Genomic DNA, 25,249 nt, shown 5'->3' with positions numbered 1-25,249 from the left:
GATGCTCCTATTTATCGTTAGTAGATTGGTTAGTGTCAGTATTTTCTTTTGCCAAGCTGTCTTTTGACACGTCTTCTTTTGGCAAATACTTATCAAGCGCGGCTTGGCGATGCTCTTCATCAGCCAATGGGAAGCCCAATTTGGCACGAGCTTCGACATAACCAAAGGCAACCTTACGAGCAAGCGTACGCACACGTAGGATAAAACGCTGACGCTCAGTCACTGAAATAGCGCCGCGTGCATCAAGCAAGTTAAACGCATGAGATGCTTTTAATACCATCTCATAAGCTGGCAATGGCAATCCTGCATCGACCAATTTGTCTGCTTGTTGCTCGTAAAAATCAAACATCTCACCCATCATCGGCACATCAGCGTGCTCAAAGTTATACGTAGACTGCTCGACCTCGTTTTGATGAAAGACATCGCCATAGGTGACACGGCCAAACTCACCATCTGCCCAGACCAAATCATAAACGCTATCGACGCCCTGTACATACATGGCCAAGCGCTCAAGTCCGTAAGTGATTTCGCCAGTGACTGGGAAGCACTCGATACCACCGACTTGCTGGAAGTAGGTGAACTGCGTGACTTCCATACCGTTTAGCCAAATCTCCCAACCAAGTCCCCACGCACCAAGCGTTGGCGATTCCCAGTTGTCTTCTACAAAGCGCACATCATGCACCAATGGATCAATACCAATGGCTCGTAGTGAGTCCAAATACAGCTCTTGGATATTAGGTGGATTCGGCTTTAGCACGACTTGGAACTGATAATAATGCTGCAGGCGGTTCGGGTTATCACCATAGCGCCCGTCAGTAGGACGACGTGATGGCTGTACATAGGCCGCATTCCAGCGCTCAGGACCTAATGAGCGTAAAAACGTCGCGGTATGAAAAGTACCTGCACCGACCTCCATGTCGTAGGGCTGCAATACAACGCAGCCTTTATCGGCCCAATAATTTTGCAAAGTTAAGATTAAATCTTGAAAAGTCATCGGTTGAGAGTCTTTATCTTGGGTCATCGGGGTTATCGCTTGGGATGTCATAGTTTCGGTTTTCATAGTAAAGCCACTGTGAAATGAGTATTATTAAATAAATCTCTGATAGCGCACACGCGACCTATTCGGCAACGACTCTATCTGCCTGCTCACCTTACTAAAAATTGACTATTTTATCCATATTTACATCAACTAAATTTGCATAGTGAGCATAAAACCTCGGTTGTATAGCGTATTTGCAGGCAAATCATCATAGAATTCGCACTAATATAATGAATAAAAAAATACCCAAATGCGCTAGCATTCGGGCAGGAGGAAAATTGTATCTTGGGCATCCTGATTGATCAGGCTTTTTATTTTTTGGAGGTCTACTGTTTTTAGCAACTACGTCTAACTTAAACTCGACTCTTTAACTGGTTCAGAAAACCTAACTTTAAAAAAGCTAATTTTAAAAATAATTATCAGAATTCTATTATTGATAAGACTGATTGTTGGCTTTTGGCATAATTATCCATAGGATGATATAAATCAAAATGCCTGGTACTGCTGCGCTTAACGATGAGATAATGACAAATAATACTCTCACCCATGTTGGCGACCAACCAGCATATTCTGCAATGCCACCCATCACACCTGCTATCATGCGATTGTTTGGTGAGCGATGTAATTTTGCTAACTTAGTCAAATCAAATACCTCTCTATTTTCTATTCTTGTCTATTTTTTTATTCTATATTTCTAGTTATCTTAAGTGTTTAGCTAAAACATTATCTTGCTTTGCTAACTTACGAATCAGTATATCAATAATTCAGGATTTATCTGTTGAAGGTATAGCAGTACTTTGTGAGTTTATGCTACTCAAGCTTACCCTAATCTGTCATAGCATCTTGCAAGTCCCTGATTTTAAATAGTTATTTCAAAATGTTTCAGAACCATCTTTGTTGCTATAACCTTGCAATTTAGCTTTACATATCTTGTTATTTTTAATTTAATCAAAGAGATAAGCTCGCTTTATAACGCTAAAATTGAGTGAAACTTTTAATAGTCTGAATAATCTTTTAGCTAACCAACTTTGCTCAGTTAAAAAATCCTCAATTAAAAAACGTGCGATTCCGTGTACGTGCGATATACCCTATTTTTACAATAACCCACCTGCAAATCATCCAAAAGCTTTATACCATGCTGATAAGCAACTCATATTTCAGATATTCTATGATGAAAGCTAGGACAGTGCTCAACTATTAGATAAGAATACCTTTATGAAGAATAGTAGAAGTAAAGAACGTGGTTGGTATTACGATTCTTAATAGATTTCTGATTTGGATCTTGATAGATGTCTAGTTTGGATTATCTAACTTAGACAGCATTGACCGTATTTTTTGGAATAGACATAGAACACTGAGATTAAAATAAAAAATAATAAGGATAACTATGTACGACACTGGATTGATGATTGGACATTTCGAGCCCCTACATTTAGGGCAGATGCGCAGCATATTGGATGCAGCAGGACAAGCCAAAACCTTGCATATCGTCATTATGGCGCATCCATCGCCTCATCCAGATTTTACTATCACCTTACAAGACAAAGCGCGTTGGCTACAGATGGCCTGTGCCGACTTGCCATTTATTCATATCCATACTACTCATGAGATCGAGCTACCGCTGCACGAACATCTGTATAACACTAGCGATGATGTCAGTATCGATGTCGCTGCTAGTAATGCCAAATTACAACGTTTAATGGATGCATTATCACTATCAGCAGAGACTGTATTGTTTATAGCGAACAACCATCCGCTCACTCGCAATGACATACAAGAGCAGCTGCTTTTGCCAGTCGTTACTACGCCGCTACAGTCTGAGTTTGACTCTTATGCGATTGCGCGTGATCCCGTTGCCCATTGGTCAGCACTTCATCCGCAAGCACGCGCCGACTATACCAAGACTGTCGCTATCGTCGGCGGTGAAAGCTCAGGTAAGACAACGCTAGTCCATAAGCTTGCCAACTATTATGGTGCCAGCTTTGCCCTAGAGATGGGACGTCTGTATGTCGGTACAGATTTGGGTGGTAGCGAGGTTGGGCTGCAATATAGTGATTATGGTCCTATTTGTCTCGACCATGCTGAGGCAATCCGAGAAGCTAAAGCCAATGCAACTGCCCCTATCACCATCGTTGATACTGACTTTGTCACTACGCAAGCGTTTTGTGAAGAGTATGAGGGTCGCACGCATCCCTTTGTGGCTGCTTGTATTGATGAGTTTCGTTTAGACCACACCATCATGCTCGATAACAATACGCCATGGGTTGATGATGGTATGCGATCTTTGGGTACGCCTGAAGCGCGTGGACGCTTTGAGCAGCGCTTGATAGATATTTTTGCGCGTCACGATATTACACCGCATATGATTGATCAGCCTGACTATGATGCTCGCTATCAGCAAGCATTGTTATTGATTGATCAATATATCTATGGCAAAAAATCATAAACTGTACTGAGCATATTTATAATAATTTATTCACTAGCATATGTTATTCAACTAGCACACGTTATTTAACTAGCACATGGTAGTTAGCACTATATTGATATCAGTATTTACTTTAGGGGAAAAGCGATGCGTATTCAGCTATTGGACAACATCACCGGAAAATGGGCGATGCAATGGATTATCATTTGGTTTATTTGCGGTGTCATTGCCTTATCCGCAGGTTTTTGGCTCACGACAGACCATACCACGCTTGACTGGTTTTACTTAGCAGTCTCATTCATTGGTTTGGTTTGCGTGGTCTCGCTATCATTTCGCAAAAACGTCATGGGCAATGGCTTTGGTATGGGGGCAACGGCAGGCGAAGTCATCGTACAGGCAACGTCTGGCGCAGTAGGTTTGATGCTTGCTCCACTATTTAACTTTTTTACCCATGTTTACGGTATCTTTTATTGGTCGAAGCATACTGACCCTGATGGCGACATGATACCCAAATCAGCAAGTAAAGCTGTTTGGTTAATCACCGCTGCATTTATTATTATTGGTCTTGCCTTGTTTCCTACAGTAAATGACTTATTAGCAAGCTATGGTTATGCGGTCGTACAGGATGATAGTAGTCTGTTTTTGGGATTTATCTCTTTCTTTTGGATTAACGTCATTGCCTTTGTGCTTTCTATTACTGCTCAGGCAGCTATGATTCTGCGTTATTCATTTAACTGGTGGTTGTGGATTATCGTCAACTTTGTCTGGCTCATTGTGAATCTGATGTCTGGTAACTATATCTTTGCTATTCAAACTATGGTGTATCAAGTAAACGCCTTTATCGGCCTTTATGAATGGCATCGCAGCGAGCAAGGATAATGTGTTTCTTGTAGAAAAGAACCCTTGGGAGTTTGAATAAAATCTTGCTGATATAGTATCAATAGTACGCGTGAAATTGACTGTGCCGTCTATCAGATAACATGGTAGACAGGCGCAATTAATGCTACAACTGATGTGAACAATCATATTTATACTGAGATTAGTAGCGAGCTCATTAGCGAGTATGAGTTACTTAGCTTATTTACTAACAGGGAGGTTAGTATGTCCCGTCAACCCAAAATGTCCAAACGCACGCTTGAGCAGTGGCTCAGTGAGTATGCGGTCAGCCACCAAAACCTGATTAATAAGAAAATCCATTGGCTATGTGTGCCAACCATCTTTGTCAGCTTGTTAGGTATGGGCATGTCGCTATCCGTATGGTTTACCTTGGTACTAAGCGCATTGGTATTACTGTTTTATATGCGTTTATCTACGCCACTGTTTTTAGCGATGGGGATGTTTATTCTTATCTGTCTATCAGTGATGGCAGCGATGCCATGGGGCTTTAAAGCGTGGGCAGCGGTATTTGTCGTTGCATGGATTGGCCAGTTCATTGGTCATAAAATCGAAGGCAAAAAACCTTCTTTCTTTAAGGATTTACAGTTTTTATTAATCGGTCCAGCATGGGTGGCTAATAGTTTGATGCAGCGTAAATAGTTGTCAATCTCTGCGTAATTTGCTCAGGAACTTAGCTTAGCTGTAGGCTATTCGATAAAATCTACAATTCTCACCCTCAACAAAAGAATGTCGCCAATAAAAAAGCGCCACCCAGCAATTACTGAGTGGCGCTTTTTTTACATAAGCTTTTAGGACTATTGAGCTTTTGGGGCTATTAAAATTTTAGGGCTATATGGAATAGACTACCCTATCTTACGCACCAAACACTTTCATACGCTCTTCGACTGGCTTGAATGCTTTTTCGCCCGCTGGCTGCTCAATCGTTCCAAATACCAATTGTGCATTTAGTGTCCAGTCTTTATCGATATCCCAAGCGCTAGCTACTTTTTGATCGATTACTGGATTGTAGTGCTGTAAGTTTGCGCCAACATCGATACTGGCAAGTGCCGTCCAAATAACATACTGATGCATGGCGCTGGTTTGGCTTGCCCAAATTGGGAAATTATCAGCATATAAAGGCGCCGCTTCTTGCATGCCTCTGACGACTGCTTGATCTTCGAAAAATAGCACCGTACCAGCACCATTACGGAAACCATTGACACGCTCTTTGGTCGATTTAAACTTCTCTTCGTCACCAACGATTTCGCGTAATGTATCTTCGGTCATATCCCACAACTTACGATGATCATCGCCGAACAATACAACGATACGCGTTGATTGCGAGTTAAAAGACGATGGCGTGTGCAAAATAGCATGCTCAACTATTTTTACGATTTCGTCATTAGCTACTGGTAGCTGGTTGCTTAGCGCATAGATAGAACGACGTTTCTCTGCAAGCTGCTGTAATGTTGTTAAATCTGACATAGTGTTTCTCCACGTTGTTAGTAAAATAGTTATTAATAAGAGTAATTTTTAGCGTTAATATTTATTGGTATGAGTACTTTAATTGATAAAGCACTTTGCTATCCGATGACTACATAAATAGCGGTACTTCCATCACTAGCACACGGCTAGCTACTGTTGCGTCCATCGTAAAGCTCTGAGTATCCCAAATGCAAAGGCCGTCACGAATAGACAGGACTTGGCCATCTATCACGACTTCACCACTGATGACAAATACGTAGACACCGTTGTTAGAGTCATTTAACTGATAAGTTTGCGATATACCTTCGTCAAAACCACCCATGCTAAACCAAGCATCTTGATGAATCCAAACACCTGCATCATCGGCATTAGGTGACAGCACTTGGCTAAGCTCGTTAGGTCGCATTATATCGCCCATATGTACCTGCTGATAACGCGGTGCGACATCCATTTTGTTTGGTATCACCCAAATCTGCAAAAACCTCACAGCCTCTGCATCGTCACCATTCATTTCACTATGGGTAATGCCTGTACCCGCTGACATCACTTGAATCTCACCAGTTTCTATGACGCCCTCGTTGCCGATACTATCGCCATGAGCGAGCTTGCCGGATAGAAGAATACTGATAATCTCCATGTTACGGTGCGAGTGTTTGCCAAACCCTTGACCGCCAATGACAAAATCATCATTAATAACGCGTAAGGCACCAAACCCCACACGCTCAGGATTATGATAATTGGCAAAGCTAAAGGTATGTCTGCTTTTAAGCCAGCCATGATTGGCGTCGCCACGTGAGTCTGCTGCATGATAGATTGTTTTCATAATTCGTCCTTAGCTATCAACAGATTAATCCTCTATATACTTATTATCGATTAATCTATTTAAACAATGGGCTTATTATAATTATTAATTCTACATAGATAAACAACGCTAAATGCAATTAACTATTCTGTTTTGTAGAACAATCGGAGCAGTTCTAACGTAACATAGATTTTTTACATATATTAGCATAGCTAACTGTATATAAATTACTTTAAATTATGCTTATATAAAAAACTGTCTGCTGTTGAAATTTCCTGTGAAAATGTACATGACGCTCTTTATTTGAAACTACCCCTTTATGATTGTTCTTCGTAAACGTATAAGAGGTAACTCAGCCACTTATTGTTTATCGCTTACTGTCTATTGAGTAAACACCCGCACCATGAGCAAAAATCATCAAAAACCCACCTGCGATCGAAATATTTTTCATAAATGAGATCATCTGTGATTCGTCAGTCCAGAACTGATGAAAAATAATAGCTGACACGATGCTAAACCCAGCAAACAAGAAAGCGATTGGGCGAGCTTTATAACCTAGCAAGACAGCAATACCACCTAGTACCTCAAACGCGATTACCAATGGTAATAACATACCAGGCACACCTACTGATTCCATATAGCCTTGAGTAGTCGCATAATCTGTGATTTTACCAATGCCTGCAAAGATGAAAATGACTGATAATAATAGACGACCGAGCGGTGCGCCCAATTGCTGTAACTTGTCCATAATAATGCTCCAAAAGTGTGTTTAATCATGTCTCTAAGTAGAGAATAGCGCGATTATAGGCGTTGACTAGCATGGGATAAACAGCAATAATCACAAGTATAAGTTCTTGGTGTAAGAACAATCATGAGGCATCGATAATGGGTCAATTAGAAGACATGGCGATGTTTGTACGCATTGTTGAGGCAGGTAGTATTACCAAGGCTGCTGAGCAGTTAAATATTGCAAAATCAGCCGTCAGTCGCCGACTTAAAGAATTGGAAGAGCGTTTAGGCAGTCAACTAATCAGCCGTACTACCCGCCAATCTAAATTGACGCAAGCTGGTGAGCAATATTATCAGCAAGTGAATAATATCTTGCGTGCGGTTGACGCTGTCAATGAGCATGCTACTGACGCTCCTATGCGTATTGAAGGTACGCTAAAAATGACAGCGCCGTTGTCCTTTGGACTCATGCATCTAAACGATGTGATTGATAAATACGCCAATAAACATCCCAATCTGAGATTCGATCTGGATTTTTCTGACCGACGTATCGATTTGATTGAAGAAGGTTATGAGTTGGCTATTCGAATCGGCGAGCTACAAGATTCTAGCTATCAAGCAAAAAAATTGGCATTGATTCGTTGTGTGATTTGCGCCAGTCCCGATTATTTGGCAAGAATGGGCATGCCTGAGACGCTAGACGATTTAGACAACCATGCGCTTTTGCAATACAGTCTCGGTCAAACCAATAGTATAAACTTGGTGGATACTGAAGGCAGAAGTCATCATCGTACGATAGATGCCAAAATCAAAGCCACCAATGGTGAGTTCTTAGTAGATTTGGCAGTCAAAGGACATGGCATTACCTTTGTGCCGACTTTTATTGCTTATAAACAACTGGCGCTGGGCGAGCTGGTACCTGTCTTCCAACACTATCAATTGCCAACCCTAACCGCTTATGCTGTTTATCCAAAGAATCGTTTTTTGTCGCAGCGTTGTCGTTACTTGATTGATTTTATTGCCGAGCAATTCGGTGATAATCCGTACTGGGATCAGTATTAATCAACACTCTTATTATCCTTAACGATATCAATTGCTATTGATTTTGGGGCGCCGTCCCCTCTTTAACCCGACTAATCGTCAGCCCCGTAAACCCGAATAGCAGCGTCAGCAGCAGTGACAAATAACAGAAGAATGCATAAGGTAAATAGTCTAATACCGGCACCCCTAGCGCCTGACTGATAAATACCCCGCACACACTCCAAGGCACCAATGGATTAATCACCGTTCCTGCATCCTCAATCGTCCGAGATAAATTCTTAGGATGCAAGTGTAAGCGCTCAAACGTCGACCGAAAGGCCGTACCCGACAGTAGAATACTCAAATACTGCTCACCAATCAGCACGTTAATGCTCAATGCAGACATCGCGGCTGCAAAGATAGCTCGTCCTGAAGTCGTCAATGTGTCCTTAATACCAGATAGCAGTGCTGGCAGAATACCTAGTGCCGTTAATAGACCACCTAAGCTTAGGGCTAGTATCACAATCGCCTGAGTAAAGAACATACTCTGTACACCACCACGTGACAGCATACCACCTACTTCCCCTAGCTCTAATGACTCAGCAGGGGCATAGCCTGCAAACAAGTAACCACCCAATTGACCAAAGCTTGGTGAACTGTGCACATAAGTAATGATCAGTGCCGCGGCAATAGTACAGATAATCGTATAAATCGCATTGACCCGAAACAGTGCCAATCCGACCAATACCACAAAAGGCAGTACTGAATACCCATGTACCAAACCACTGTCTATCAGCTGACCTTGCAATATGGTTACTTGACTCAGATCAGCACTAGTTGTCTGTCCTGAGAACATCCAAAACAAGATAACCGTCAGTATCCATGCAGGTACTGTCGTATACATCATATTGCGAATATGCTCAAACAGATCAATACCGACAACAGAGGATGCAATCGTACAAGTATCAGACAAAGGCGACATCTTATCGCCAAAGAACGCGCCTGATACTACTGCCCCTGCCGCTATCGCAACATTGGCATCAAACGCATTACTCATACCAATAAACGCTACGCCAAGCGTTGCTGCAGTCGTCAAACTACTACCCAAAGCAATACCAATAATAGAGGTTAAGATAAAGGCAGAAATGTAATAGTACTCAGGTGAGATCAGCTGAAAGCCTACATACATAAGCGTTGGAATCGCACCCGACATCATCAAAGCCGCCACCATCAGTCCAATAAAGAAGAACAAATAGATGGCACCAATACCACGCATGACACCTGAGGCCATTTGCGCTTGCATGTCATCAAAGCTGAGCCCTTTATACATACCGATAGCCAGTAGCACACAGATAGCCAAGATAAGAGACAGATGAGGCACCCAGCCAAAGCCGATCATGGTGATACCCATGATACCGATGACGATGGCGGATATGATAAAGGCGAGCTTGGCACTGATTAATGTGAGGGGTTTTGGTGGCATTGGATGCCCTTATGTTGCCGAGAAGTTTAATTCGTTCAGGTATTCTGGTGTGCGCATCTATTCTTAAATACTAAATGTTGATAACTTCTGTCCTATTTATAGTTAGCTCTAGTTTTTGCTTTCTATGTTTTCACTATTTGCTGACTTAGGACAGATTTTACACATAAAAAAAAGCCTCACTGTGAAGTGAGGCTTTTTGCGCTTTTTCAAGCCATATTTGGAGCGGGAAAAGAGATTCGAACTCTCGACCCCAACCTTGGCAAGGTTATGCTCTACCACTGAGCTATTCCCGCTTAGTATCAATCCGTAGCGTTGTTAACAACTACTCCGTCTCGATAGGCTGGCTATTTTAGCAAATATTCTGCGGGTGTCAATACCTTTTTTAGAATTTATTTCTAATATTTTTAGCTAAATGCCTTTTTTATCGGATAAACAAACATAAGCAATTGATTTAAAAACAGGAATTAATTTTAGCTAAATGAAAAATATTTCACATTAATTATAGAAATTTAAGTCTGAGCTTTACTTCCCTTAGCTTTATAACGGTCATAAGACAATCGATAAAGGAAAAACTCACTATTTTCACTCTAATAAAAAGATATCGCACTTACAATCATACGCTTTATTGTTACTTTTCCTATCTTGGTTTTAGGTGGTTAACATTATTATACTTATGTCCAATGGCAGTTAAGGTAAACTTTTACTGTTTAAGCGGATGAATGAGCACTACTAAAAGATTAATAAACACGACTCCAACATCTGCTGCACTATTTTTTAACTTGTTTGACTTTATGTTTTTCCATCTTATAGAGAGGATATTTTTATGAAGAAGTTATTAACCACGACAGTGATGGCCGCTTCATTGTCAGCACTGACTTTAACTGGTTGTACCAGCACTACCAATTCTGGCGCAGTTGGTGTTGATCGTCAGCAGCTGCTATTAGTGTCTAGTGAGCAAGTATTGGCACTATCTGCTCAAAGCTATGCCAAAACAATACAAGACGCAAAATCAAAAGGTGTGCTAGATACGAATACCGCTCAGCTAAACCGCTTGAAAAATATTGCGAATCGCTTAGTTGGTCAAGTTGGCGTCTACCGCGCAGATGCAGCCAAGTGGCAATGGGAAGTACACACCATCAAGTCTAATGATCTAAATGCATTTGTGGTGCCGGGTGGTAAGATTATGTTTTATTCAGGCATCATCGATCGTCTGAACCTCACTGATGATGAGATTGCTGCCATCATGGGTCATGAAATATCTCATGCATTACGTGAGCATTCACGTGAGCGTCTATCACGCGAGTATGCAACCCAAACTGGTATCGGTCTGGCTGCCAGTATATTTGGCCTATCACAAGGACAGGCTGAGTTAGCAGGGACTGCTGGTAATTTAGGCTTGAGCCTACCCCACAGTCGCACTCAGGAAAGCGAAGCCGATCAGATCGGTCTTGAGCTGATGGCACGTGCAGGTTATAACCCTCAGGCGGCTGTTACACTGTGGCAAAAAATGCAAAAAGCCAGCCAAGGTGAGCCACCACAATTCCTCAGCACTCACCCAACGAGCAGCAGCCGTATCGCAGAGTTACAGTCATTGATGCCAAAAGTTACGCCTCTATATCAACAGTCGCGTCGCTAATAAGTAGAGAATTAGCTACCTTTATGCTTTAGCAGCGCTTGTTTAGATATCATAGAAGCAAAGTACAGCCAAAGCGTTGTGCTTTGCTTTTTTAGTTATAGCCAGACATTGCAGGTTTTATAATTGACAAGCATTGTAGTTGATAAGCACTGTAATCAGCAGTGTTTGCAATTAGGCGATTTGGCAATCGCACGCTATCCCGCCTACCCTGTCTGTTATAATACCGATAAATATTATTTGCAGATTGCCCAATCAAATTGCACAAAATACATTGAAGGATTGTTATGAGTACCACACCTACTGCCGACGCACTTCATGCCGAATTACAAGCGCTTGTGCCGCAGCATATTGAACTGATTAATGAGTCAATATCGCATGCCGGTTATTTTGAAGGTAAAGAAAGCCACTTTAAGCTCACTATCGTTAGTGATGCATTTGAAGGCAAACGACTGGTCGGGCGTCATCAGCTTATATATGGCCTAGTCACGCCTTTGCTCACTTCACAAGGCGGTCAAGTACATGCCCTCGCTATCCATGCCTATACTCCGACAGAATGGCAAGGTCAAAGCCCTGCGAGTCCATTATGTGCTGGTCAAAACAAATAGCCGATTATGTTTGAATCGCAACTACATATTTTAAATTAGCCTATATACTGCAGTTTTAGAGGGAGCAATATTCAATGAAACATCTACATATGCTGATGGCAGCGCTGACTGTTGTGCTATTTTTATATCAAAGTTACTTAGTACTCAGCGCAGACCGCCGCGCACCACGTGTGGTCAAAATAGCCACGCATATTATCTATGCCCTGCTTATCCTGTCAGGTGCGATGATGCTAATGCAATTGATGGGTGCCAACGCTCCTGTCCAGTGGGTGTTTGCCAAAATCATTTTACTTATCGCTGCTATTAGCTCAAGTATCAAAGCGTTTAAGGTTGATGCGACACCTGTGCAAAGAAAAACAGGTATCCTTATTGCTGCCGTTGCCTATATCGGGATCGTCATACTTGCCTTTGCCAAACCAGCAAACTTATTTTAATAAGCGATTTTCTGTTTTAATAAGCAACCGTTTTAGAAAGCTGTCGATATGTTGATGACATGATACGAAAATTTTTCATCATCGACGGATTTTCAATATCTTAATTGCGCTATTTTTGCTATCTTAAATAGATATAAATACAATCACTTAGCCACTGGAGCCATTATGAAAACGTTTACGACAGCGACACTACTAGCTGGCATTTTTGCGCTCTCAGGTTGTGCCTCTACTGGTAACATCACCCCTCAATATGTACCGCCAAGTACTTATCAAAATTATAATTGCCAAGCACTTAGCCAAGAGTACACTCGCGTCAACCGCTATGTCGAAGCGGCTCGCAATGAGCAATCGACCCTATCGGCATCAGGCGTCGGTGTTGGCGTCTCTGCAGGACGCTGGGGTATCTCGCCGAATATCAGCTTTGGTCTAGGCAAGAGCAACAATACCAAAGCACGTGATGCAAAATTATCGCGTCTCTACGGTGAGCGTGATGCAATTGTCCAATCGGCACGCATTCAACGTTGTAGCTTTGCCAATGGCATCAAGATTTATGGTGAGTAAGTTTAAGCAAATGCAAGGCTATCTGCACGACTAAGATAGTGTATGACACCATAAAATAGTACATGAAATAGCAAAAAGCCAATATGCAGATCGCATATTGGCTTTTTTATTGCTACGGTTTTTATAAGAAAACATGAGCGCTTGGATAGATAGCTTGGAGAAGAGTCAATCTAGTCTGATTATTATTAAGACTGTAAGCCTTGCACCCATTGGAGGATTTGATGACTTGGTAACGCGCCCGACTGTCGCGCTACTTCTTTACCATTTCTAAAAGCAACCATCGTTGGTAAGCTGCGAATATTATAAGGAGCGGCCGCCTGTTCGTACTTATCCGTTTGGACTTTGGCAAAGACCACTTGTGGCAATTGACTAGCCGCGCTCTTGAACTCTGGCGCCATCATAATACAAGGCTGACACCAACTCGCCCAAAAATCTACGATAGTCAGAACATCGTTCTTTTGGATAACCTTATTGGCTGTTTGCGCATTGAACTCATGCGGACTGGCAGTCAATAATGGCTGACCACATTTACCGCACTTTGGCGCAGCGCTTAATCGTGCAGCAGGTACACGGTTGGTTGCTTGGCAATGTGGGCATACTAGATGAAAACTTTGCTCACTCATTATTTAATTCCTATTCTAATTATTTTGTTATTTCAAATACTATTCATGAACTCTTTTATATAAAAGCTATTTACGTTGATTGATTACATGAATAATTTTAGCATAGTTAATTGGGCTTATCCTTTATGCCAGTTGCTGTGCCACACCGCTATACACATAGCTCATCGGTCGTGGACCGGGCAAATACGCTTCGCTCAACTCATCAATAGCAAAACCACCTTCTCTGATAAGCGCCGGAATATCGCGATCTAAATGACATCCTCCCGCTATAGGTTTCCAAAAAGGCGTCAATCGATGCTGCCAACGTTCAACAGAAGAGTCTGGTGCCAGTCCATGCTCACAAAATAGTAAGCGACCGTTAGGTTTTACCCCGCGCGCCATTTCTCGAAGCGCCGCTACTGGATCATCAATACTACACAAGGTAAAAGTCATCACAATCGTATCAAATTGATCCATATCGGCATGGATACCTTGTACATCGACGGCTACCATCTCAACTGGAATGCCAATGTTAGCTGCACGCTCACGGGCCAGCGACTGCATCTGAGCTGCTGGATCCACACCGATGATAGAAGAGACTTTATTAGCATCATAAAACTGTAAATTCAGACCGCTACCAATGCCGATCTCCAACACCTTACCGAGCGCTTGCGGAATAATTTTAGAACGCGCTTTCATCACATTACCCGTACTACAGGCAATATCTATCATCTTTGGCAACACATAGCGCTCGTAAGGGTTCATTGCTCTCTCCAGTTATTGCCGCCCTTAGCGCCTGCAGGTGGTCATATATAGCATCTAGAAATGGACAGTCTACAGGTTAGCATTCTTATAGATATCAATCATACGATACTTACGTAGGGCTGCATTAGGTAATCATCTTCAGTTATTAAACTGTTTAACTTATCCACCAAGGACATTGATCGGAACTTTCAGATAGCGCGTACCATTGTCTTCTGGCTCGGGGAAATGTCCTGCATCGATATTGATTTGTACTGCGGGAATGATAAGGCGAGGCATATCTAGAGTCGCATCGCGGCGCTCACGCATCTGCACAAACTCTGCTTCATTTATACTGTCCTTGACGTGGATATTTTCTAGTTTTTGGGCGGCTACTGTCGTCGTTGGGCAATGCTGACGGCCTTTGCTTGGATAATCATGACACAGATACATGACCGTATCTTCAGGAAGTGCTAGCAGCTTTTGAATAGACTGATAAAGCGTTTTGGCATCGCCGCCAGGAAAATCGCAGCGCGCTGTACCGACATCAGGTGCGAACAATGTATCTCCAACGAATACCACTGTTTTTTCATCATCAGCGGCTAGATAGGCCATATCGGCACGCGTATGTCCGGGTACATACATCGCAGTGATAGTAATGTTGCCAAGCTCTAAGGTCTCGCCTTCGTCTGTCAAAATATCAAACTGGCTGGCATCAGTGCGGAAACTCGTGTCAAAGTTAAAAATTTGCTTAAAGATTTTTTGTACTTCGGTGATATGCTGACCGATGACTAGTTGTCCGCCAAGGCTTTCTTTTACATGGATGGCCGCTGATAAATGATCTGCATGCGCATGGGTCTCGATAATGTACTTGAGCGTCCAATCCTGCTCACGTACAAACTCAATCACTTCATCGACACTGCTGGTATTGGTTCTGCCTGACTTAGCATCGAAGTTCAATACAGGATCGACAATGGCGCATAATCTTTGCTCGGTATCAGCAAGTACGTGGGTATAGGTTTCTGTATCGCTATCTAAAAAAGAATGAACTTGCATGGCGGCCTCTTTGATTATTTATACATAAGTTATTTATACATATTTTGGTCATAGGGATTTTTATCTTTAATTAACCCTTAAGTATGATATTCAGTCGTATATAATGCGTTCCTACGACTTATCTGATGCCACCAATATAACAACCACCATACAATTTATCAATTTATATAATGTAATTAATGATAACTTGCTATGTGGCGTGATATCATTGATAATCAACTATATATTGCTCAAAAAATCATGGTATTTGTTACCCTCTAATGTAAGGAATTTGTTCTGACTACTTCTATTTCAGCCGAAGGTACACCTACTCGCAGTCCCACTGACGATGGGTCATCTGATACTGCAGATTTAGTACCTGCCGATCTTGCCAAGCAAATGCAGCAAGCATCGCTACAAGCCAGCCAACTACTAAAGTCGCTATCACACCCTGATCGCCTACTTCTTCTTTGTCAATTGACCCAAGGCGAATATTGTGTCGGTGAGCTTGAGGATTTGGTCGGGGTTGGACAGCCGAGCCTATCGCAGCAACTGGGTATATTGCGTAAAGACGAGCTGGTCGCCACACGCCGCGAAGGTAAGCAAATTTACTATAGTATCGCAAGCGAAGATGCGCTAGCTGTACTCGATCTGCTGTATCAACGTTTTTGTGCCAAAGCAGAATAACGCCGCCCTCGCATAATTATTTGTACTATCTACTGTGGTGATTGATATGTCCTCTATCGTCGCTCGTCTGATTCCAGCTTGGCTGCGTCAATACCAGCTCTCAGCGTTGCCGACTGATCTCGTCGCAGGCATAGTGGTGGGCGTGTTGGTCATACCGCAGAGCCTAGGTTACGCCGTATTGGCAGGACTGCCGCCTGTCTATGGTCTATATGCAGCGATCGTACCTGTCCTCGTTTATGCTTGGCTCGGCTCTAGCAACGTGCAAGCCGTAGGACCTGTTGCCATTACCGCCATCATGACCGCCAGTGGCTTACTGCCTTATGCCGAGCAAGGCACTGAACAGTATGCACTGATGGCCAGCCTATTGGCACTAATGGTAGGCGCACTGCTGTGGATAGCAGGCAGATTAAAACTTGGCTGGATCATGCAGTTTATCAGTCGCGGTGTGTCTGCAGGGTTTGTCAGCGGTGCAGCAGTCCTTATATTTGTCAGTCAGCTCAAATATCTGACAGACATTCCAGTCACTGGCAATAGTCTGATTGGGTATCTATCTACCATGCAACGCTATGCCAGCCAGCTGCATCCACTGACCTTAGCGATCGGTATTACCGCATTTGCACTATTGGTTGCCAATCGCTATGCAAGTGAATGGATATGGCAGACGTGGCTATCATCGTCATATGCCAAATGGGCAGAGCGCTTATTCCCGCTTATTTTACTTGGCATTGCTATCGTACTCAGTATGGCACTGCATTGGAGCACATATGGTGTCGCGACCATCGGTCGTATTCCACAAGGTCTACCGAGCTTTACATTACCGCATATCTCAGACCTACAAGAGGCACTGAAGCTCTTGCCAACCGCAGGATTGATGGCACTGATCGTATTTGTATCGAGCAGTTCAGTTGCCAGCACCTATGCCCGATTGCGTGGTGAGAGCTTTGATGCCAATCGCGAGCTGACTGGACTTGGGCTGGCCAATCTATCTGGTGGACTGTTCCAAAGTTTTGCGGTTGCGGGTGGCTTTTCGCGTACGGCTATCAATGCCGACTCAGGCGCGAAGACACCACTTGCCAGTCTCGTTACCGTACTGGTAATGGTTGCCGCACTCATAGCCTTTAGCAATGCGTTAGCCCCTCTACCCTATGCACTATTAGGCGCAACCATCATGGCCTCCATCATTGGCCTAATAGATATTGCGACGTTGAAATCTGCATGGCAGCGCGATCGCTTAGATGGTGCTAGCTTTTTGGCTGCGTTTGTCGGTGTACTTATATTTGGACTAAACACGGGGCTGGTCATTGGTCTCATGGTGTCATTCGCCAGTCTCATCTGGCAGTCGAGTAAGCCACATGTGGCTGTCGTTGGGCAATTGGGCGGTACAGGACATTTTCGTAATATCAATCGCCATGACGTCGTAACTTTTGACAACTTATTGATGTTGCGTATCGATGAGAGTCTGTTCTTTGGTAATAGTGAATCTGTACATCGACGCATCCTCAATGCCATGCAGCAATATCCCGATGCCAATGAAATCATATTGATTATGGCCGCCGTCAATCACATAGATCTGACCGCTCAAGAAATGCTTTGCACCCTAAACCACGAGTTAGCATTACAGAATAAGCGCCTACATTTTAGCTTTATCAAAGGTCCTGTGATGGACATCATCGGTCACACCCCATTGATTAGCGAGCTATCAGGGCAAGTCTATCTGAGTACCTTAGATGCTGTCGATGCGTTAAAGTAAGCTATAGTTTGACCACAATAAAATCGCTGCGACATTAATTTCACTCAACCTCAATTACTATTGTCGCCTACAACACAATATCGCTATGATAGCGCCTGTGTTATGCTAGACGCACTAAATAGGGAATCAATTAACCTAGAAATCGACCTAAAAAATGCTGATTTATAGTCCTTTGATATTCTTAGCCCAACCTTCAATAATAAATATATCTTAACAAATATAACTGAACCTATTTTATGACCGATGATTTAACAATTTATAAGCAAATATACCCAAGCCAATGCGTTAAGATTGCTGAGCTTGGTTATCGCTCAGTGCTTAATATTCGCCCAGATGCCGAAATTGAGACACAGCCTAATAGCTGCGATTTGGCAACGGCTACCGAACAGGCAAACCTAGCGTATCAGCATCTGCCGTTTGATGATGAGCGCTTAAGTATGCTGACGGTCGAGCAGTTTGCCGATTTCTATCACTCAATGCCCAAGCCTATATTAATGTTTTGCGGTACTGGGGCACGCGCCAAACTACTGTACCAAAGCGCATTGATGCAAGGTCTGTTATAACAACAACCGTCGCTCGAACTAACACGTTTTATACACCCAACAACACCAATAAAAAAAGGAGCTCTTATGAGCCATGAAGTTAGCTTTACCGGACAAATCACGCCTGACCAAGTGCCTATGATTGCCGAGAATGGTTTCAAAACCATTATTAATAACCGTCCTGATGGTGAAGAGCCAAATCAGCCAACCAGTGCCGAAATCGAAGCAGCAGCCAAAGAAGCTGGTCTTGCTTATAAAGAGATTTCTTTTGCAGGTAATGAGCTAAATCAAACTCACGTTGAAACGTTTGCAGATTTCTTTAATCAAGCTGAGCAGCCAATGCTGATTTTTTGCCGCACGGGTAACCGCTCAAACGGTATCTATGAAGCCGCTAAGCAAATGGATTTACTAGACGACTAGTGCAGCATGAACAGACTAGAAAGTTAGCGTATTTAGCCCACAGAATCTTGTGGGCTTTTTACTGCGATTATCATTATGCTCAAAGCGTCATTAGCCACAAACAGCCCAATCACTACCTAGTCACTGCCTAATCATTTCCCGATAGCTACCAACAACCTCGACCAACCTCAATAGTCACGACAAGTGGGTTACTATACGAGCGTAATACCGCTATTATCACTTGATAGGCTTGATCTAGCTTGGTGGTTGAGACACCTAAATAGCTAGACGATTAAATACCTAAACACATGGAATGTGAGCAGCTGTATGGTGACAAGGTCACCTCGCTGCTATTTACTTTCAAAACGCCATCTTGATATGGCATTTTAGTTTTACAAGGAATGTTTGATGAATAATACCGCGCTAGCATTACTGCCACTAGCACTTGCCTACATTATGTTCACTCTAGGAGCAGGGCTAAAACTGAGTGATTTTAAGGTCATTGCCAAATATCCAAAAGCGTTCTTTGTCGGCTTAATCAATCAAGTTGTGTTGGTACCGTTGGTTGCGCTAGCAGTCGTGTTAGTAACGGCTCCGCCACCAGCGATCGCTTTTGGGATTATGCTGATTAGTTTTTGTCCCGGCGGCGTCACTAGCAACATGCTGACCTACTATGCCAAAGGAAATGTCGCGCTCTCTATCGCGTTGACTGGTGTGGTCAGTATACTATCGGTCATTACATTGCCCATTTTAATCACCCTGGCTTTTGATCACTTTATGAAAGATCAGGCAAACTCTATTAGCGCGATAAAGATTGGCCTAGTCATGTTCTTATTGACCACATTGCCCGTATCTCTTGGTATGCTTGCTCGCCACAGGTTTACTGACTTTATGGTACGTCGCAGCAGTCTTCTAAACGGCTTGGCTAGCATATTTTTTGTACTAATTGTCTTTGCTGCTATTGCCTCCAACTGGCAACTACTACAATCACAGTTCACTCAAATTGGTTTAGAACTTATCTTTATCATTGCTATTTTATTCGCTATTAGCATCTTAATTTCTAAAGTCCTAAAGCTTAGCTGGTTTGATACCAAAACCATCTCGATAGAAACCAGTATCCAAAATAGCACGACGGCTATTACCTTAGCGCCTATCATCATGGGCGTGAGCACACTGCCTGTTATTGCGCTGCCTGCTGCTTTGTACGGTGTGCTGCCTGTTATTTTCCTAATCAAAAACAAGAACTGATTGTAGTAAGTACGAGAAATAAAAAGCGTCCTTCTAAATAAGTGCCCGTCTAAATATTAGATGGGCGTTTTTTTGTAATATGATTTAAATGATAGAAATATAGCTCGGGTTATAGACTGGTCAATACTCAACATTGAGTACATAATAAAATGCTACTGTTATCGCTTAATAGGACTCTATGATGCAAAAACCGCTATTAATTATTGGTAATAAGAACTACTCATCTTGGTCGCTACGAGCGTGGCTATTGCTCAAAGCATTCAATATTGATTTTGATGAGCAGCTTGTTGAATTGTTTCATCCATCAGCACGTCCAACGCTCGAAGCACATTCACCAACGGGTAAAGTACCTATTTTAGTCTATGGTGAAAAAGATAATAAAGTAACCGTTTGGGACACCTTAGCTATTGCTATGCATGCTAATGAGTACTTTACGGATATTGATATTTGGACAGGTATTGATATTTGGACAGGTATTGATAAATCTAACGCTGAAAAACGCAATAATAATCAAAGTAGAATAAATAGCGCCTATTGCCAAAGCATCGTGGCTGAGATGCATTCAGGACTGACAGGTATTCGTAACGAGATGCCGATGAATATACGAGCAACGGCTAAGATACAACCAAGTAGCGCTTGCTTAGCAGATATCACTCGTATCGAAGACATCTTTGACGATTGTTTAAAAACTCGCTCAGCAGACAGTTTCTTATTCGGAGATTTCACAGCATCCGATGTGTTTTTTGCTCCAGTGGTGCTGCGATTACAGACTTATGCTGATGCATCTAATATTACTTTGCAGCCACTTACCAAGCAGTATTGCCAAACTATGTTAAATCATCCACACATACAAGCGTGGCAACAATCAGCACTGACAGAGACTCGTATTATTGAAGAAGATGAAGCAGGCAAGATAATATCGATAGCTGGCATTTTGGCGAATAACCATTCATTTTAGGCATAAATAATATCTTGCATAAAAAAACCACTTCAGCTTAGCTAAAGTGGTTTTTTCTTTCATGACAAGTAAAGCGTACGGGTACTACTGTTTTTGGTCTAACGCTTCTTTTACTGCTTTTTTGCCCCATGCGCTCAAATCGAGATCCAACTTTTCATACTCTTGTGCATCAAATAACGGCTCTTTAACCCCTGATCTTAACTGACTTGCAAAGTCGTCAAGTAGACGCTTAGCTCGTGGAAATAACATTATCAAGGCCAATAAGTTTGCTAGCGCTAGCACGCCCATCAACGGATCAGCGAAGAAGAACACTGCGGTTGCTGCAGGAGCCACTGCGCCCAAGAATAATACCGCAATCACAACAATTCGCAAAATCAGAGTCGCCATTTTGATATTCTTTTTGATCAAGAAGTTAATGGCATTTTCACCCATGTAGTAGTTGTACATAATAGAGCTTAGGGCAAATAGCAATATCGATATGGTCAAGATATACTGCGCCCAATCCCCAAGCTGGGTCGTTAGCGCTTGCTGTGCCAGTACAATACCATCGACTTCAGCACCTGGTTGATATACGCCGCTCAGTAAAATCATAAATGCGGTGGCACTACATACGATTATCGTATCAATAAACACAGACAGTGACTGCGAGATACCTTGACTAACAGGATGAGTGGCGTAAGCAGTGGCGGCAATATTAGGCGCAGAACCTAGACCTGCTTCATTAGAGAATAAACCACGCTTCATACCTTGCTCAATTGCCACACCAATACCACCGCCCACGACAGACTCAATGCCAAATGCATTTTTGACAATCATTACCATCAGTGCAGGCAGTTCTGTAAAGTTAAACGCAATAATAATAAGCGCCATACTGATATAGATTAATGCCATAACAGGAATGACAACGTCGGCTACTTTTGCAATGCGCTGAATACCGCCAAAGACAATAAATCCACCTGCAATTACCAGTACTACACCCGTTATCCAACGGTCAATTCCAAAGCTTTCAAGCGCTGAGCCTGCTACCGTGTTGCCCTGGAACGCCACAAACCCGATAGAAAAAGACAGTAGTAGCGAGATCGCATAGATGACGGCGAGCCAGCGATAGTCTTTACCTAACCCATGTAAAATATACGTCGCAGGGCCACCGCGAAAGTTACCATCATTATCTCTACGCTTATAAAGCTGCGCTAAGCTACACTCGACAATACTGGTCATCATGCCAATTAAGGCCACAACCCACATCCAGAATACCGCTCCCGGTCCTCCTAAAGAGATGGCAACAGCAACGCCAGCAATGTTACCGCCGCCCACACGTCCACCGATAGAAACGAGCAACGCCTGACGAGCAGAAATTCCGTCGTCTCCTACTTCATCCGTTTTGAACACACGGAACATACGTTTAAAATATCTAAACTGAGCGAACCTACCTACGATGGTAAATAATAAACCAAAGATAATTAGCATAGGCACGAGCGCCCAGCCCCACGTTAGATCCCCGATTAGGGCGAAAAAAGCTTCAATGTATTCCATGCCTATTTTCCTTATAGTTCATGACGCTATGATAGGTTTTATTGCATACATTATTGCATCAACAACACGAGTTTGTAATGCAAATGTCGAATTTGTAACGTAAATACTGATATTTTCTGAGTGAAATCACGTTATTGGCTCACGCAAGTGGCTATTTCCTAAATATTAGGGTTTGTTCTATAGAGACGTATTTATGCGATAGCATAAAAAAACCACCTCAACCGAGGTGGCCTTTTATACTGAAACTAAACCGAATAACTTACTGCATGACCAAGTATTCAAACGCTGACAATGCCGCTTTACTACCTTCACCCATCGCAATGTTAATCTGCTTAAATGGCACAGTGGTTACGTCACCACATGCAAAGATACCCTTACGATCTGTACGGCAGCGCTCATCGATTTCGATCTCACCAAAGCGGTTTAGATCAACAAAGCCTTTGATGAATCCAGTGTTTGGTACTAAACCAATCTGTACAAACACCCCTGATAAATCACGCTCATGAGTCTCACCTGTGCTGCGATCTTGGTAGACGATAGACGATACTTTGCCATCAGTCGCTTTGATCTCTTGTGTCGCTGCACCAGTAATGAACTCAATGTTGGTCTTCTCTTTGGCTTTATTGATCAGTACTTGGTCAGCTTTTAACTCATCAGCGAACTCGAGGACAGTAACGTGATTGACGATACCTGCCAAATCTAGTGCTGCTTCAACGCCTGAGTTACCACCGCCAATCACTGAGATGTCTTTACCCTTGAAGAATGGGCCATCACAATGCGCACAGAAAGCCACGCCTTTACCTATATTCTCTTCTTCACCTGGTACACCGAGCTTTCTCCACTGAGCACCTGTCGCCAAGATGATACTACGAGTATTAAAAGTCTCACCAGTATTTAGGTGGATACTGTAGTTCTCTTCTTCAGTTTCGCCAATTTCTTTAACGCTCACATGCTCTTTTAGCGTGATGTTGTATTCAGCCAAGTGCTTAACAAAGTTAGTCGATAAATCTGTACCATTGGTTAGCGGTACTGAAATCAAGTTTTCGATATCTTGCGTGTCTTTTACCTGTCCACCGATACGATCAGCGACCATTGTAACTTTTAAGCCTTTACGCGCTGTATAAATGGCTGCAGCCACACCTGCAGGGCCAGCACCGATGATAGTGACGTCTTGCTGCTCTAATTGCTCAGCATCGTCTTCTACTTCTGACAGTAAATCAGGGAACTGCTCTTGCAATTTTCCAATCAATTTAGCAGTGTCGATTAGACCATTAGCAAATGGCTTACCATTCAAAAATACAGCTGGTACACCTTGAATTTTATTCGCTTCTACTTGCTCTTGAAACAATGCACCATCGATCATCTCGTTGCTGATACCATCGTTTAATAGCGCAAACTGGTTCAATGCTTGAACAACTTCTGGGCAGCTATGGCATGACAATGACACGTAGGTCTGGAACTGTAATGGCTTATTAAAGCGCTTAACTAACTTTTGGATACCTTCATCCAACTTTAGCGTATGACCACCGGCTTGCAGAATCGCCAAAATCAACGACGTAAACTCATGACCACCTGGGATACCGCTGAATACGATACCAGTGTCGTTTGATGCGCCATCAATGTGACTGACTACTTTAAAACTAATCGCACTTGGCAAACTATCGTCAGTTGCTTCTGCATCGAAGTTGATTTTGTCTGTTGTTCCAGCAATCTTGGTCAAAAAATCTACCAATTCTGCACGTTTTGCATGCGTACCATTACCTAATACAAAAGTAATTGGGCGTGTCATGTTTTCGCTATAGCTCTTAACGGCATCTAATAAATTCTGATCTATCATGTTTGTTCCTCATTATGACTGAATATGTAACGGCAGCTATCATGCCACGCGTCTAAATATGAAATAGTTGGTGTTAATAATTTTGTATAAAAGGTTATATATAGTGGGCTCATGCCCTTTGATGTGTCTATTATCAAGCGTTTAGCGAGTTTCGGCAAGCTGAGAAACTCAAACTTTATGTTTTATAAAACCAATCGTTTATTAACTTAAATAATTAAATATAAATACATAGGTAAATGATAGTGATGGTACATAGTCTATTTTTTCGCTACAATCGAATGGTATTGATAGCAATATGCATTATCAATATCGTGAAGTAGCTATCTTTATTACCATTAAACTTTCACCCCTTCCAAAAAAAATCTCACCATCATAAGCGTCTTAACCATAACGTGCTTACGCTTATTCTAAGCTTGCACTAAATAACAAGGATGACAACATGACAATGACAGACACATGGCAAGATCACAGTGATATTATCGATGAGCTCAAGCAAAAGGACACGCATTTTGCGAGTATCTTTGACGAGCATACAACTCTAGATAGGCAAATCAATAAGCTTGAAAACGATGTGGTCAAGCATGCCAGTCGCGACGAAGAAATCGAACAGATGAAACGACGAAAGCTACAGCTTAAAGACGAGATTTATAAAACCATTGATAAAAATAAAGCACAGTCTCGCGCTTAATATTGCGTCTATACTTAGAGATAAGCTGAAAAATAATACTAGGGCGTGTCTTCAATTGGATAAGCCCTAAATAATAGTTACAATACCGCATCTATTGAGTCGATGCGAGAAATACAAGTTATGGCAAGAAAAGC

Annotated in this window: 26 protein-coding genes and 1 tRNA gene; 15 read left to right on the top strand and 12 right to left on the bottom strand. The window is 42.5% G+C overall.

Annotated elements, in window-relative coordinates; genetic code table 11:
- Positions 1 to 7: 7 nt before the first annotated feature.
- Positions 8 to 994, bottom strand: coding sequence for a glycine--tRNA ligase subunit alpha (gene glyQ / locus ACQKCG_RS12260; protein ID WP_180952677.1), 987 nt, complete (start codon positions 992 to 994; stop codon positions 8 to 10).
- A gap of 475 nt (positions 995 to 1,469) precedes the next feature.
- Positions 1,470 to 1,682 (bottom strand): PspC domain-containing protein, encoded by a 213-nt coding sequence (locus ACQKCG_RS12255; RefSeq protein WP_101205751.1) that lies wholly within the window; start codon positions 1,680 to 1,682, stop codon positions 1,470 to 1,472.
- A gap of 744 nt (positions 1,683 to 2,426) precedes the next feature.
- Here ACQKCG_RS12255 and nadR point away from each other — a divergent pair.
- From nadR to ACQKCG_RS12240, 3 genes are all read left to right on the top strand, one after another.
- Complete coding sequence (nadR, locus tag ACQKCG_RS12250; RefSeq protein ID WP_101205750.1) at positions 2,427 to 3,485, top strand: multifunctional transcriptional regulator/nicotinamide-nucleotide adenylyltransferase/ribosylnicotinamide kinase NadR; 1,059 nt, start codon at positions 2,427 to 2,429, stop codon at positions 3,483 to 3,485.
- A 126-nt stretch (positions 3,486 to 3,611) separates the two neighbouring features.
- A complete protein-coding gene (gene pnuC / locus ACQKCG_RS12245) occupies positions 3,612 to 4,343 on the top strand; it encodes a nicotinamide riboside transporter PnuC (protein WP_101205749.1) in 732 nt (243 codons plus the stop codon).
- Between the two features lie 222 nt (positions 4,344 to 4,565).
- Positions 4,566 to 5,000 carry a DUF962 domain-containing protein gene (locus ACQKCG_RS12240; RefSeq protein ID WP_101205748.1) on the top strand — a complete coding sequence of 145 codons (435 nt, stop codon included), beginning with the start codon at positions 4,566 to 4,568 and terminating at the stop codon, positions 4,998 to 5,000.
- 213 nt (positions 5,001 to 5,213) lie between these two features.
- Here ACQKCG_RS12240 and ACQKCG_RS12235 read toward each other — a convergent pair whose 3' ends face one another.
- The 3 genes from ACQKCG_RS12235 to ACQKCG_RS12225 form a co-directional block, all read right to left on the bottom strand.
- Positions 5,214 to 5,825, bottom strand: coding sequence for a nitroreductase family protein (locus ACQKCG_RS12235; RefSeq protein ID WP_057761493.1), 612 nt, complete (start codon positions 5,823 to 5,825; stop codon positions 5,214 to 5,216).
- Positions 5,826 to 5,934: 109 nt separating this feature from the next.
- Positions 5,935 to 6,648, bottom strand: coding sequence for a pirin family protein (locus ACQKCG_RS12230; protein ID WP_101205747.1), 714 nt, complete (start codon positions 6,646 to 6,648; stop codon positions 5,935 to 5,937).
- A 346-nt stretch (positions 6,649 to 6,994) separates the two neighbouring features.
- Positions 6,995 to 7,375, bottom strand: a complete 381-nt coding sequence (locus ACQKCG_RS12225; protein WP_101205746.1) for a DoxX family protein — start codon at positions 7,373 to 7,375, stop codon at positions 6,995 to 6,997.
- Positions 7,376 to 7,512: 137 nt separating this feature from the next.
- On the opposite strand from ACQKCG_RS12225, the gene ACQKCG_RS12220 reads away from it, so the two are divergent.
- The gene (locus ACQKCG_RS12220; protein WP_101205745.1) at positions 7,513 to 8,418 is read left to right on the top strand and encodes a LysR family transcriptional regulator; all 906 of its coding nucleotides are present in this window, start codon (positions 7,513 to 7,515) and stop codon (positions 8,416 to 8,418) included.
- Between the two features lie 34 nt (positions 8,419 to 8,452).
- Here the strand turns inward: ACQKCG_RS12220 and ACQKCG_RS12215 are convergent, their stop codons facing one another.
- Both ACQKCG_RS12215 and ACQKCG_RS12210 read right to left on the bottom strand, forming a co-directional pair.
- A complete protein-coding gene (locus ACQKCG_RS12215) occupies positions 8,453 to 9,859 on the bottom strand; it encodes a Na+/H+ antiporter NhaC family protein (protein WP_101205744.1) in 1,407 nt (468 codons plus the stop codon).
- Between the two features lie 218 nt (positions 9,860 to 10,077).
- Positions 10,078 to 10,152, bottom strand: a tRNA-Gly gene (locus tag ACQKCG_RS12210).
- Positions 10,153 to 10,682: 530 nt separating this feature from the next.
- Here ACQKCG_RS12210 and ACQKCG_RS12205 point away from each other — a divergent pair.
- The 4 genes from ACQKCG_RS12205 (at position 10,683) to ACQKCG_RS12190 (ending at position 13,095) form a co-directional block, all read left to right on the top strand.
- Positions 10,683 to 11,495 carry a M48 family metallopeptidase gene (locus ACQKCG_RS12205; protein WP_057761502.1) on the top strand — a complete coding sequence of 271 codons (813 nt, stop codon included), beginning with the start codon at positions 10,683 to 10,685 and terminating at the stop codon, positions 11,493 to 11,495.
- A 284-nt stretch (positions 11,496 to 11,779) separates the two neighbouring features.
- Complete coding sequence (locus ACQKCG_RS12200) at positions 11,780 to 12,100, top strand: BolA family protein (protein ID WP_101205743.1); 321 nt, start codon at positions 11,780 to 11,782, stop codon at positions 12,098 to 12,100.
- 74 nt (positions 12,101 to 12,174) lie between these two features.
- Positions 12,175 to 12,534, top strand: a complete 360-nt coding sequence (locus ACQKCG_RS12195; RefSeq protein ID WP_101205742.1) for a SirB2 family protein — start codon at positions 12,175 to 12,177, stop codon at positions 12,532 to 12,534.
- Positions 12,535 to 12,699: 165 nt separating this feature from the next.
- Entirely contained in the window at positions 12,700 to 13,095 is a 396-nt protein-coding gene (locus tag ACQKCG_RS12190) for a hypothetical protein (protein WP_057761508.1), read from the top strand.
- Positions 13,096 to 13,280: 185 nt separating this feature from the next.
- On the opposite strand, the gene trxC is transcribed toward ACQKCG_RS12190, so the two are convergent.
- The 3 genes from trxC to ACQKCG_RS12175 all read right to left on the bottom strand — a co-directional run bounded on the left by trxC (position 13,281) and on the right by ACQKCG_RS12175 (position 15,494).
- Positions 13,281 to 13,718 carry a thioredoxin TrxC gene (trxC, locus tag ACQKCG_RS12185; protein WP_101205741.1) on the bottom strand — a complete coding sequence of 146 codons (438 nt, stop codon included), beginning with the start codon at positions 13,716 to 13,718 and terminating at the stop codon, positions 13,281 to 13,283.
- 123 nt (positions 13,719 to 13,841) lie between these two features.
- The gene (locus ACQKCG_RS12180; protein WP_101205740.1) at positions 13,842 to 14,462 is read right to left on the bottom strand and encodes a class I SAM-dependent methyltransferase; all 621 of its coding nucleotides are present in this window, start codon (positions 14,460 to 14,462) and stop codon (positions 13,842 to 13,844) included.
- Between the two features lie 159 nt (positions 14,463 to 14,621).
- Positions 14,622 to 15,494, bottom strand: a complete 873-nt coding sequence (locus ACQKCG_RS12175) for an MBL fold metallo-hydrolase (RefSeq protein WP_101205739.1) — start codon at positions 15,492 to 15,494, stop codon at positions 14,622 to 14,624.
- Between the two features lie 378 nt (positions 15,495 to 15,872).
- Between ACQKCG_RS12175 and ACQKCG_RS12170 the strand changes: the two genes are divergently transcribed.
- From ACQKCG_RS12170 to ACQKCG_RS12145, 6 genes are all read left to right on the top strand, one after another.
- Positions 15,873 to 16,160 (top strand): ArsR/SmtB family transcription factor, encoded by a 288-nt coding sequence (locus ACQKCG_RS12170; protein ID WP_057761516.1) that lies wholly within the window; start codon positions 15,873 to 15,875, stop codon positions 16,158 to 16,160.
- Between the two features lie 46 nt (positions 16,161 to 16,206).
- The gene (locus ACQKCG_RS12165; protein WP_101205738.1) at positions 16,207 to 17,910 is read left to right on the top strand and encodes a SulP family inorganic anion transporter; all 1,704 of its coding nucleotides are present in this window, start codon (positions 16,207 to 16,209) and stop codon (positions 17,908 to 17,910) included.
- 236 nt (positions 17,911 to 18,146) lie between these two features.
- Entirely contained in the window at positions 18,147 to 18,473 is a 327-nt protein-coding gene (locus tag ACQKCG_RS12160; RefSeq protein WP_057761519.1) for a beta-lactamase hydrolase domain-containing protein, read from the top strand.
- A gap of 66 nt (positions 18,474 to 18,539) precedes the next feature.
- Positions 18,540 to 18,872, top strand: coding sequence for a TIGR01244 family sulfur transferase (locus tag ACQKCG_RS12155; protein WP_057761521.1), 333 nt, complete (start codon positions 18,540 to 18,542; stop codon positions 18,870 to 18,872).
- Between the two features lie 387 nt (positions 18,873 to 19,259).
- On the top strand, positions 19,260 to 20,099 hold the full coding sequence (locus tag ACQKCG_RS12150) for a bile acid:sodium symporter family protein (protein ID WP_101205737.1): 840 nt from the start codon (positions 19,260 to 19,262) through the stop codon (positions 20,097 to 20,099).
- 178 nt (positions 20,100 to 20,277) lie between these two features.
- On the top strand, positions 20,278 to 21,057 hold the full coding sequence (locus ACQKCG_RS12145) for a glutathione S-transferase family protein (protein ID WP_227543710.1): 780 nt from the start codon (positions 20,278 to 20,280) through the stop codon (positions 21,055 to 21,057).
- Positions 21,058 to 21,141: 84 nt separating this feature from the next.
- On the opposite strand, the gene ACQKCG_RS12140 is transcribed toward ACQKCG_RS12145, so the two are convergent.
- Together ACQKCG_RS12140 and ahpF are read right to left on the bottom strand one after the other, a co-directional pair.
- On the bottom strand, positions 21,142 to 22,590 hold the full coding sequence (locus ACQKCG_RS12140) for an alanine/glycine:cation symporter family protein (RefSeq protein WP_101205735.1): 1,449 nt from the start codon (positions 22,588 to 22,590) through the stop codon (positions 21,142 to 21,144).
- 259 nt (positions 22,591 to 22,849) lie between these two features.
- Positions 22,850 to 24,427, bottom strand: coding sequence for an alkyl hydroperoxide reductase subunit F (gene ahpF / locus ACQKCG_RS12135; protein WP_057761530.1), 1,578 nt, complete (start codon positions 24,425 to 24,427; stop codon positions 22,850 to 22,852).
- A 439-nt stretch (positions 24,428 to 24,866) separates the two neighbouring features.
- Between ahpF and ACQKCG_RS12130 the strand changes: the two genes are divergently transcribed.
- Complete coding sequence (locus tag ACQKCG_RS12130) at positions 24,867 to 25,115, top strand: YdcH family protein (protein ID WP_057761532.1); 249 nt, start codon at positions 24,867 to 24,869, stop codon at positions 25,113 to 25,115.
- Positions 25,116 to 25,249: the final 134 nt, after the last annotated feature.

Origin of the sequence: Psychrobacter sp. NPDC078929, assembly GCF_050267985.1 — a bacterium.
GTDB lineage: Bacteria > Pseudomonadota > Gammaproteobacteria > Pseudomonadales > Moraxellaceae > Psychrobacter.
This window is presented reverse-complemented; position numbering and strand designations above follow the sequence as displayed.

Excerpts from the sequence above, each read along its gene's own strand:
- ACQKCG_RS12180 (WP_101205740.1), bottom strand. The coding sequence starts at position 14,462 with ATGAACCCTTACGAGCGCTATGTGTTGCCAAAGATGATAGATATTGCC.
- pnuC (WP_101205749.1), top strand. The coding sequence starts at position 3,612 with ATGCGTATTCAGCTATTGGACAACATCACCGGAAAATGGGCGATGCAA.
- ACQKCG_RS12220 (WP_101205745.1), top strand. The coding sequence starts at position 7,513 with ATGGGTCAATTAGAAGACATGGCGATGTTTGTACGCATTGTTGAGGCA.
- ACQKCG_RS12130 (WP_057761532.1), top strand. The coding sequence starts at position 24,867 with ATGACAATGACAGACACATGGCAAGATCACAGTGATATTATCGATGAG.
- ACQKCG_RS12155 (WP_057761521.1), top strand. The coding sequence starts at position 18,540 with ATGAGCCATGAAGTTAGCTTTACCGGACAAATCACGCCTGACCAAGTG.
- ACQKCG_RS12175 (WP_101205739.1), bottom strand. The coding sequence starts at position 15,494 with ATGCAAGTTCATTCTTTTTTAGATAGCGATACAGAAACCTATACCCAC.
- glyQ (WP_180952677.1), bottom strand. The coding sequence starts at position 994 with ATGACTTTTCAAGATTTAATCTTAACTTTGCAAAATTATTGGGCCGAT.
- ACQKCG_RS12235 (WP_057761493.1), bottom strand. The coding sequence starts at position 5,825 with ATGTCAGATTTAACAACATTACAGCAGCTTGCAGAGAAACGTCGTTCT.
- ACQKCG_RS12215 (WP_101205744.1), bottom strand. The coding sequence starts at position 9,859 with ATGCCACCAAAACCCCTCACATTAATCAGTGCCAAGCTCGCCTTTATC.
- ACQKCG_RS12140 (WP_101205735.1), bottom strand. The coding sequence starts at position 22,590 with ATGGAATACATTGAAGCTTTTTTCGCCCTAATCGGGGATCTAACGTGG.
- ACQKCG_RS12165 (WP_101205738.1), top strand. The coding sequence starts at position 16,207 with ATGTCCTCTATCGTCGCTCGTCTGATTCCAGCTTGGCTGCGTCAATAC.
- ACQKCG_RS12205 (WP_057761502.1), top strand. The coding sequence starts at position 10,683 with ATGAAGAAGTTATTAACCACGACAGTGATGGCCGCTTCATTGTCAGCA.
- ahpF (WP_057761530.1), bottom strand. The coding sequence starts at position 24,427 with ATGATAGATCAGAATTTATTAGATGCCGTTAAGAGCTATAGCGAAAAC.
- ACQKCG_RS12190 (WP_057761508.1), top strand. The coding sequence starts at position 12,700 with ATGAAAACGTTTACGACAGCGACACTACTAGCTGGCATTTTTGCGCTC.
- ACQKCG_RS12160 (WP_057761519.1), top strand. The coding sequence starts at position 18,147 with ATGACCGATGATTTAACAATTTATAAGCAAATATACCCAAGCCAATGC.
- ACQKCG_RS12200 (WP_101205743.1), top strand. The coding sequence starts at position 11,780 with ATGAGTACCACACCTACTGCCGACGCACTTCATGCCGAATTACAAGCG.
- ACQKCG_RS12230 (WP_101205747.1), bottom strand. The coding sequence starts at position 6,648 with ATGAAAACAATCTATCATGCAGCAGACTCACGTGGCGACGCCAATCAT.
- ACQKCG_RS12240 (WP_101205748.1), top strand. The coding sequence starts at position 4,566 with ATGTCCCGTCAACCCAAAATGTCCAAACGCACGCTTGAGCAGTGGCTC.
- ACQKCG_RS12170 (WP_057761516.1), top strand. The coding sequence starts at position 15,873 with ATGCAGCAAGCATCGCTACAAGCCAGCCAACTACTAAAGTCGCTATCA.
- nadR (WP_101205750.1), top strand. The coding sequence starts at position 2,427 with ATGTACGACACTGGATTGATGATTGGACATTTCGAGCCCCTACATTTA.
- ACQKCG_RS12195 (WP_101205742.1), top strand. The coding sequence starts at position 12,175 with ATGAAACATCTACATATGCTGATGGCAGCGCTGACTGTTGTGCTATTT.
- ACQKCG_RS12145 (WP_227543710.1), top strand. The coding sequence starts at position 20,278 with ATGATGCAAAAACCGCTATTAATTATTGGTAATAAGAACTACTCATCT.
- ACQKCG_RS12225 (WP_101205746.1), bottom strand. The coding sequence starts at position 7,375 with ATGGACAAGTTACAGCAATTGGGCGCACCGCTCGGTCGTCTATTATTA.
- ACQKCG_RS12150 (WP_101205737.1), top strand. The coding sequence starts at position 19,260 with ATGAATAATACCGCGCTAGCATTACTGCCACTAGCACTTGCCTACATT.
- trxC (WP_101205741.1), bottom strand. The coding sequence starts at position 13,718 with ATGAGTGAGCAAAGTTTTCATCTAGTATGCCCACATTGCCAAGCAACC.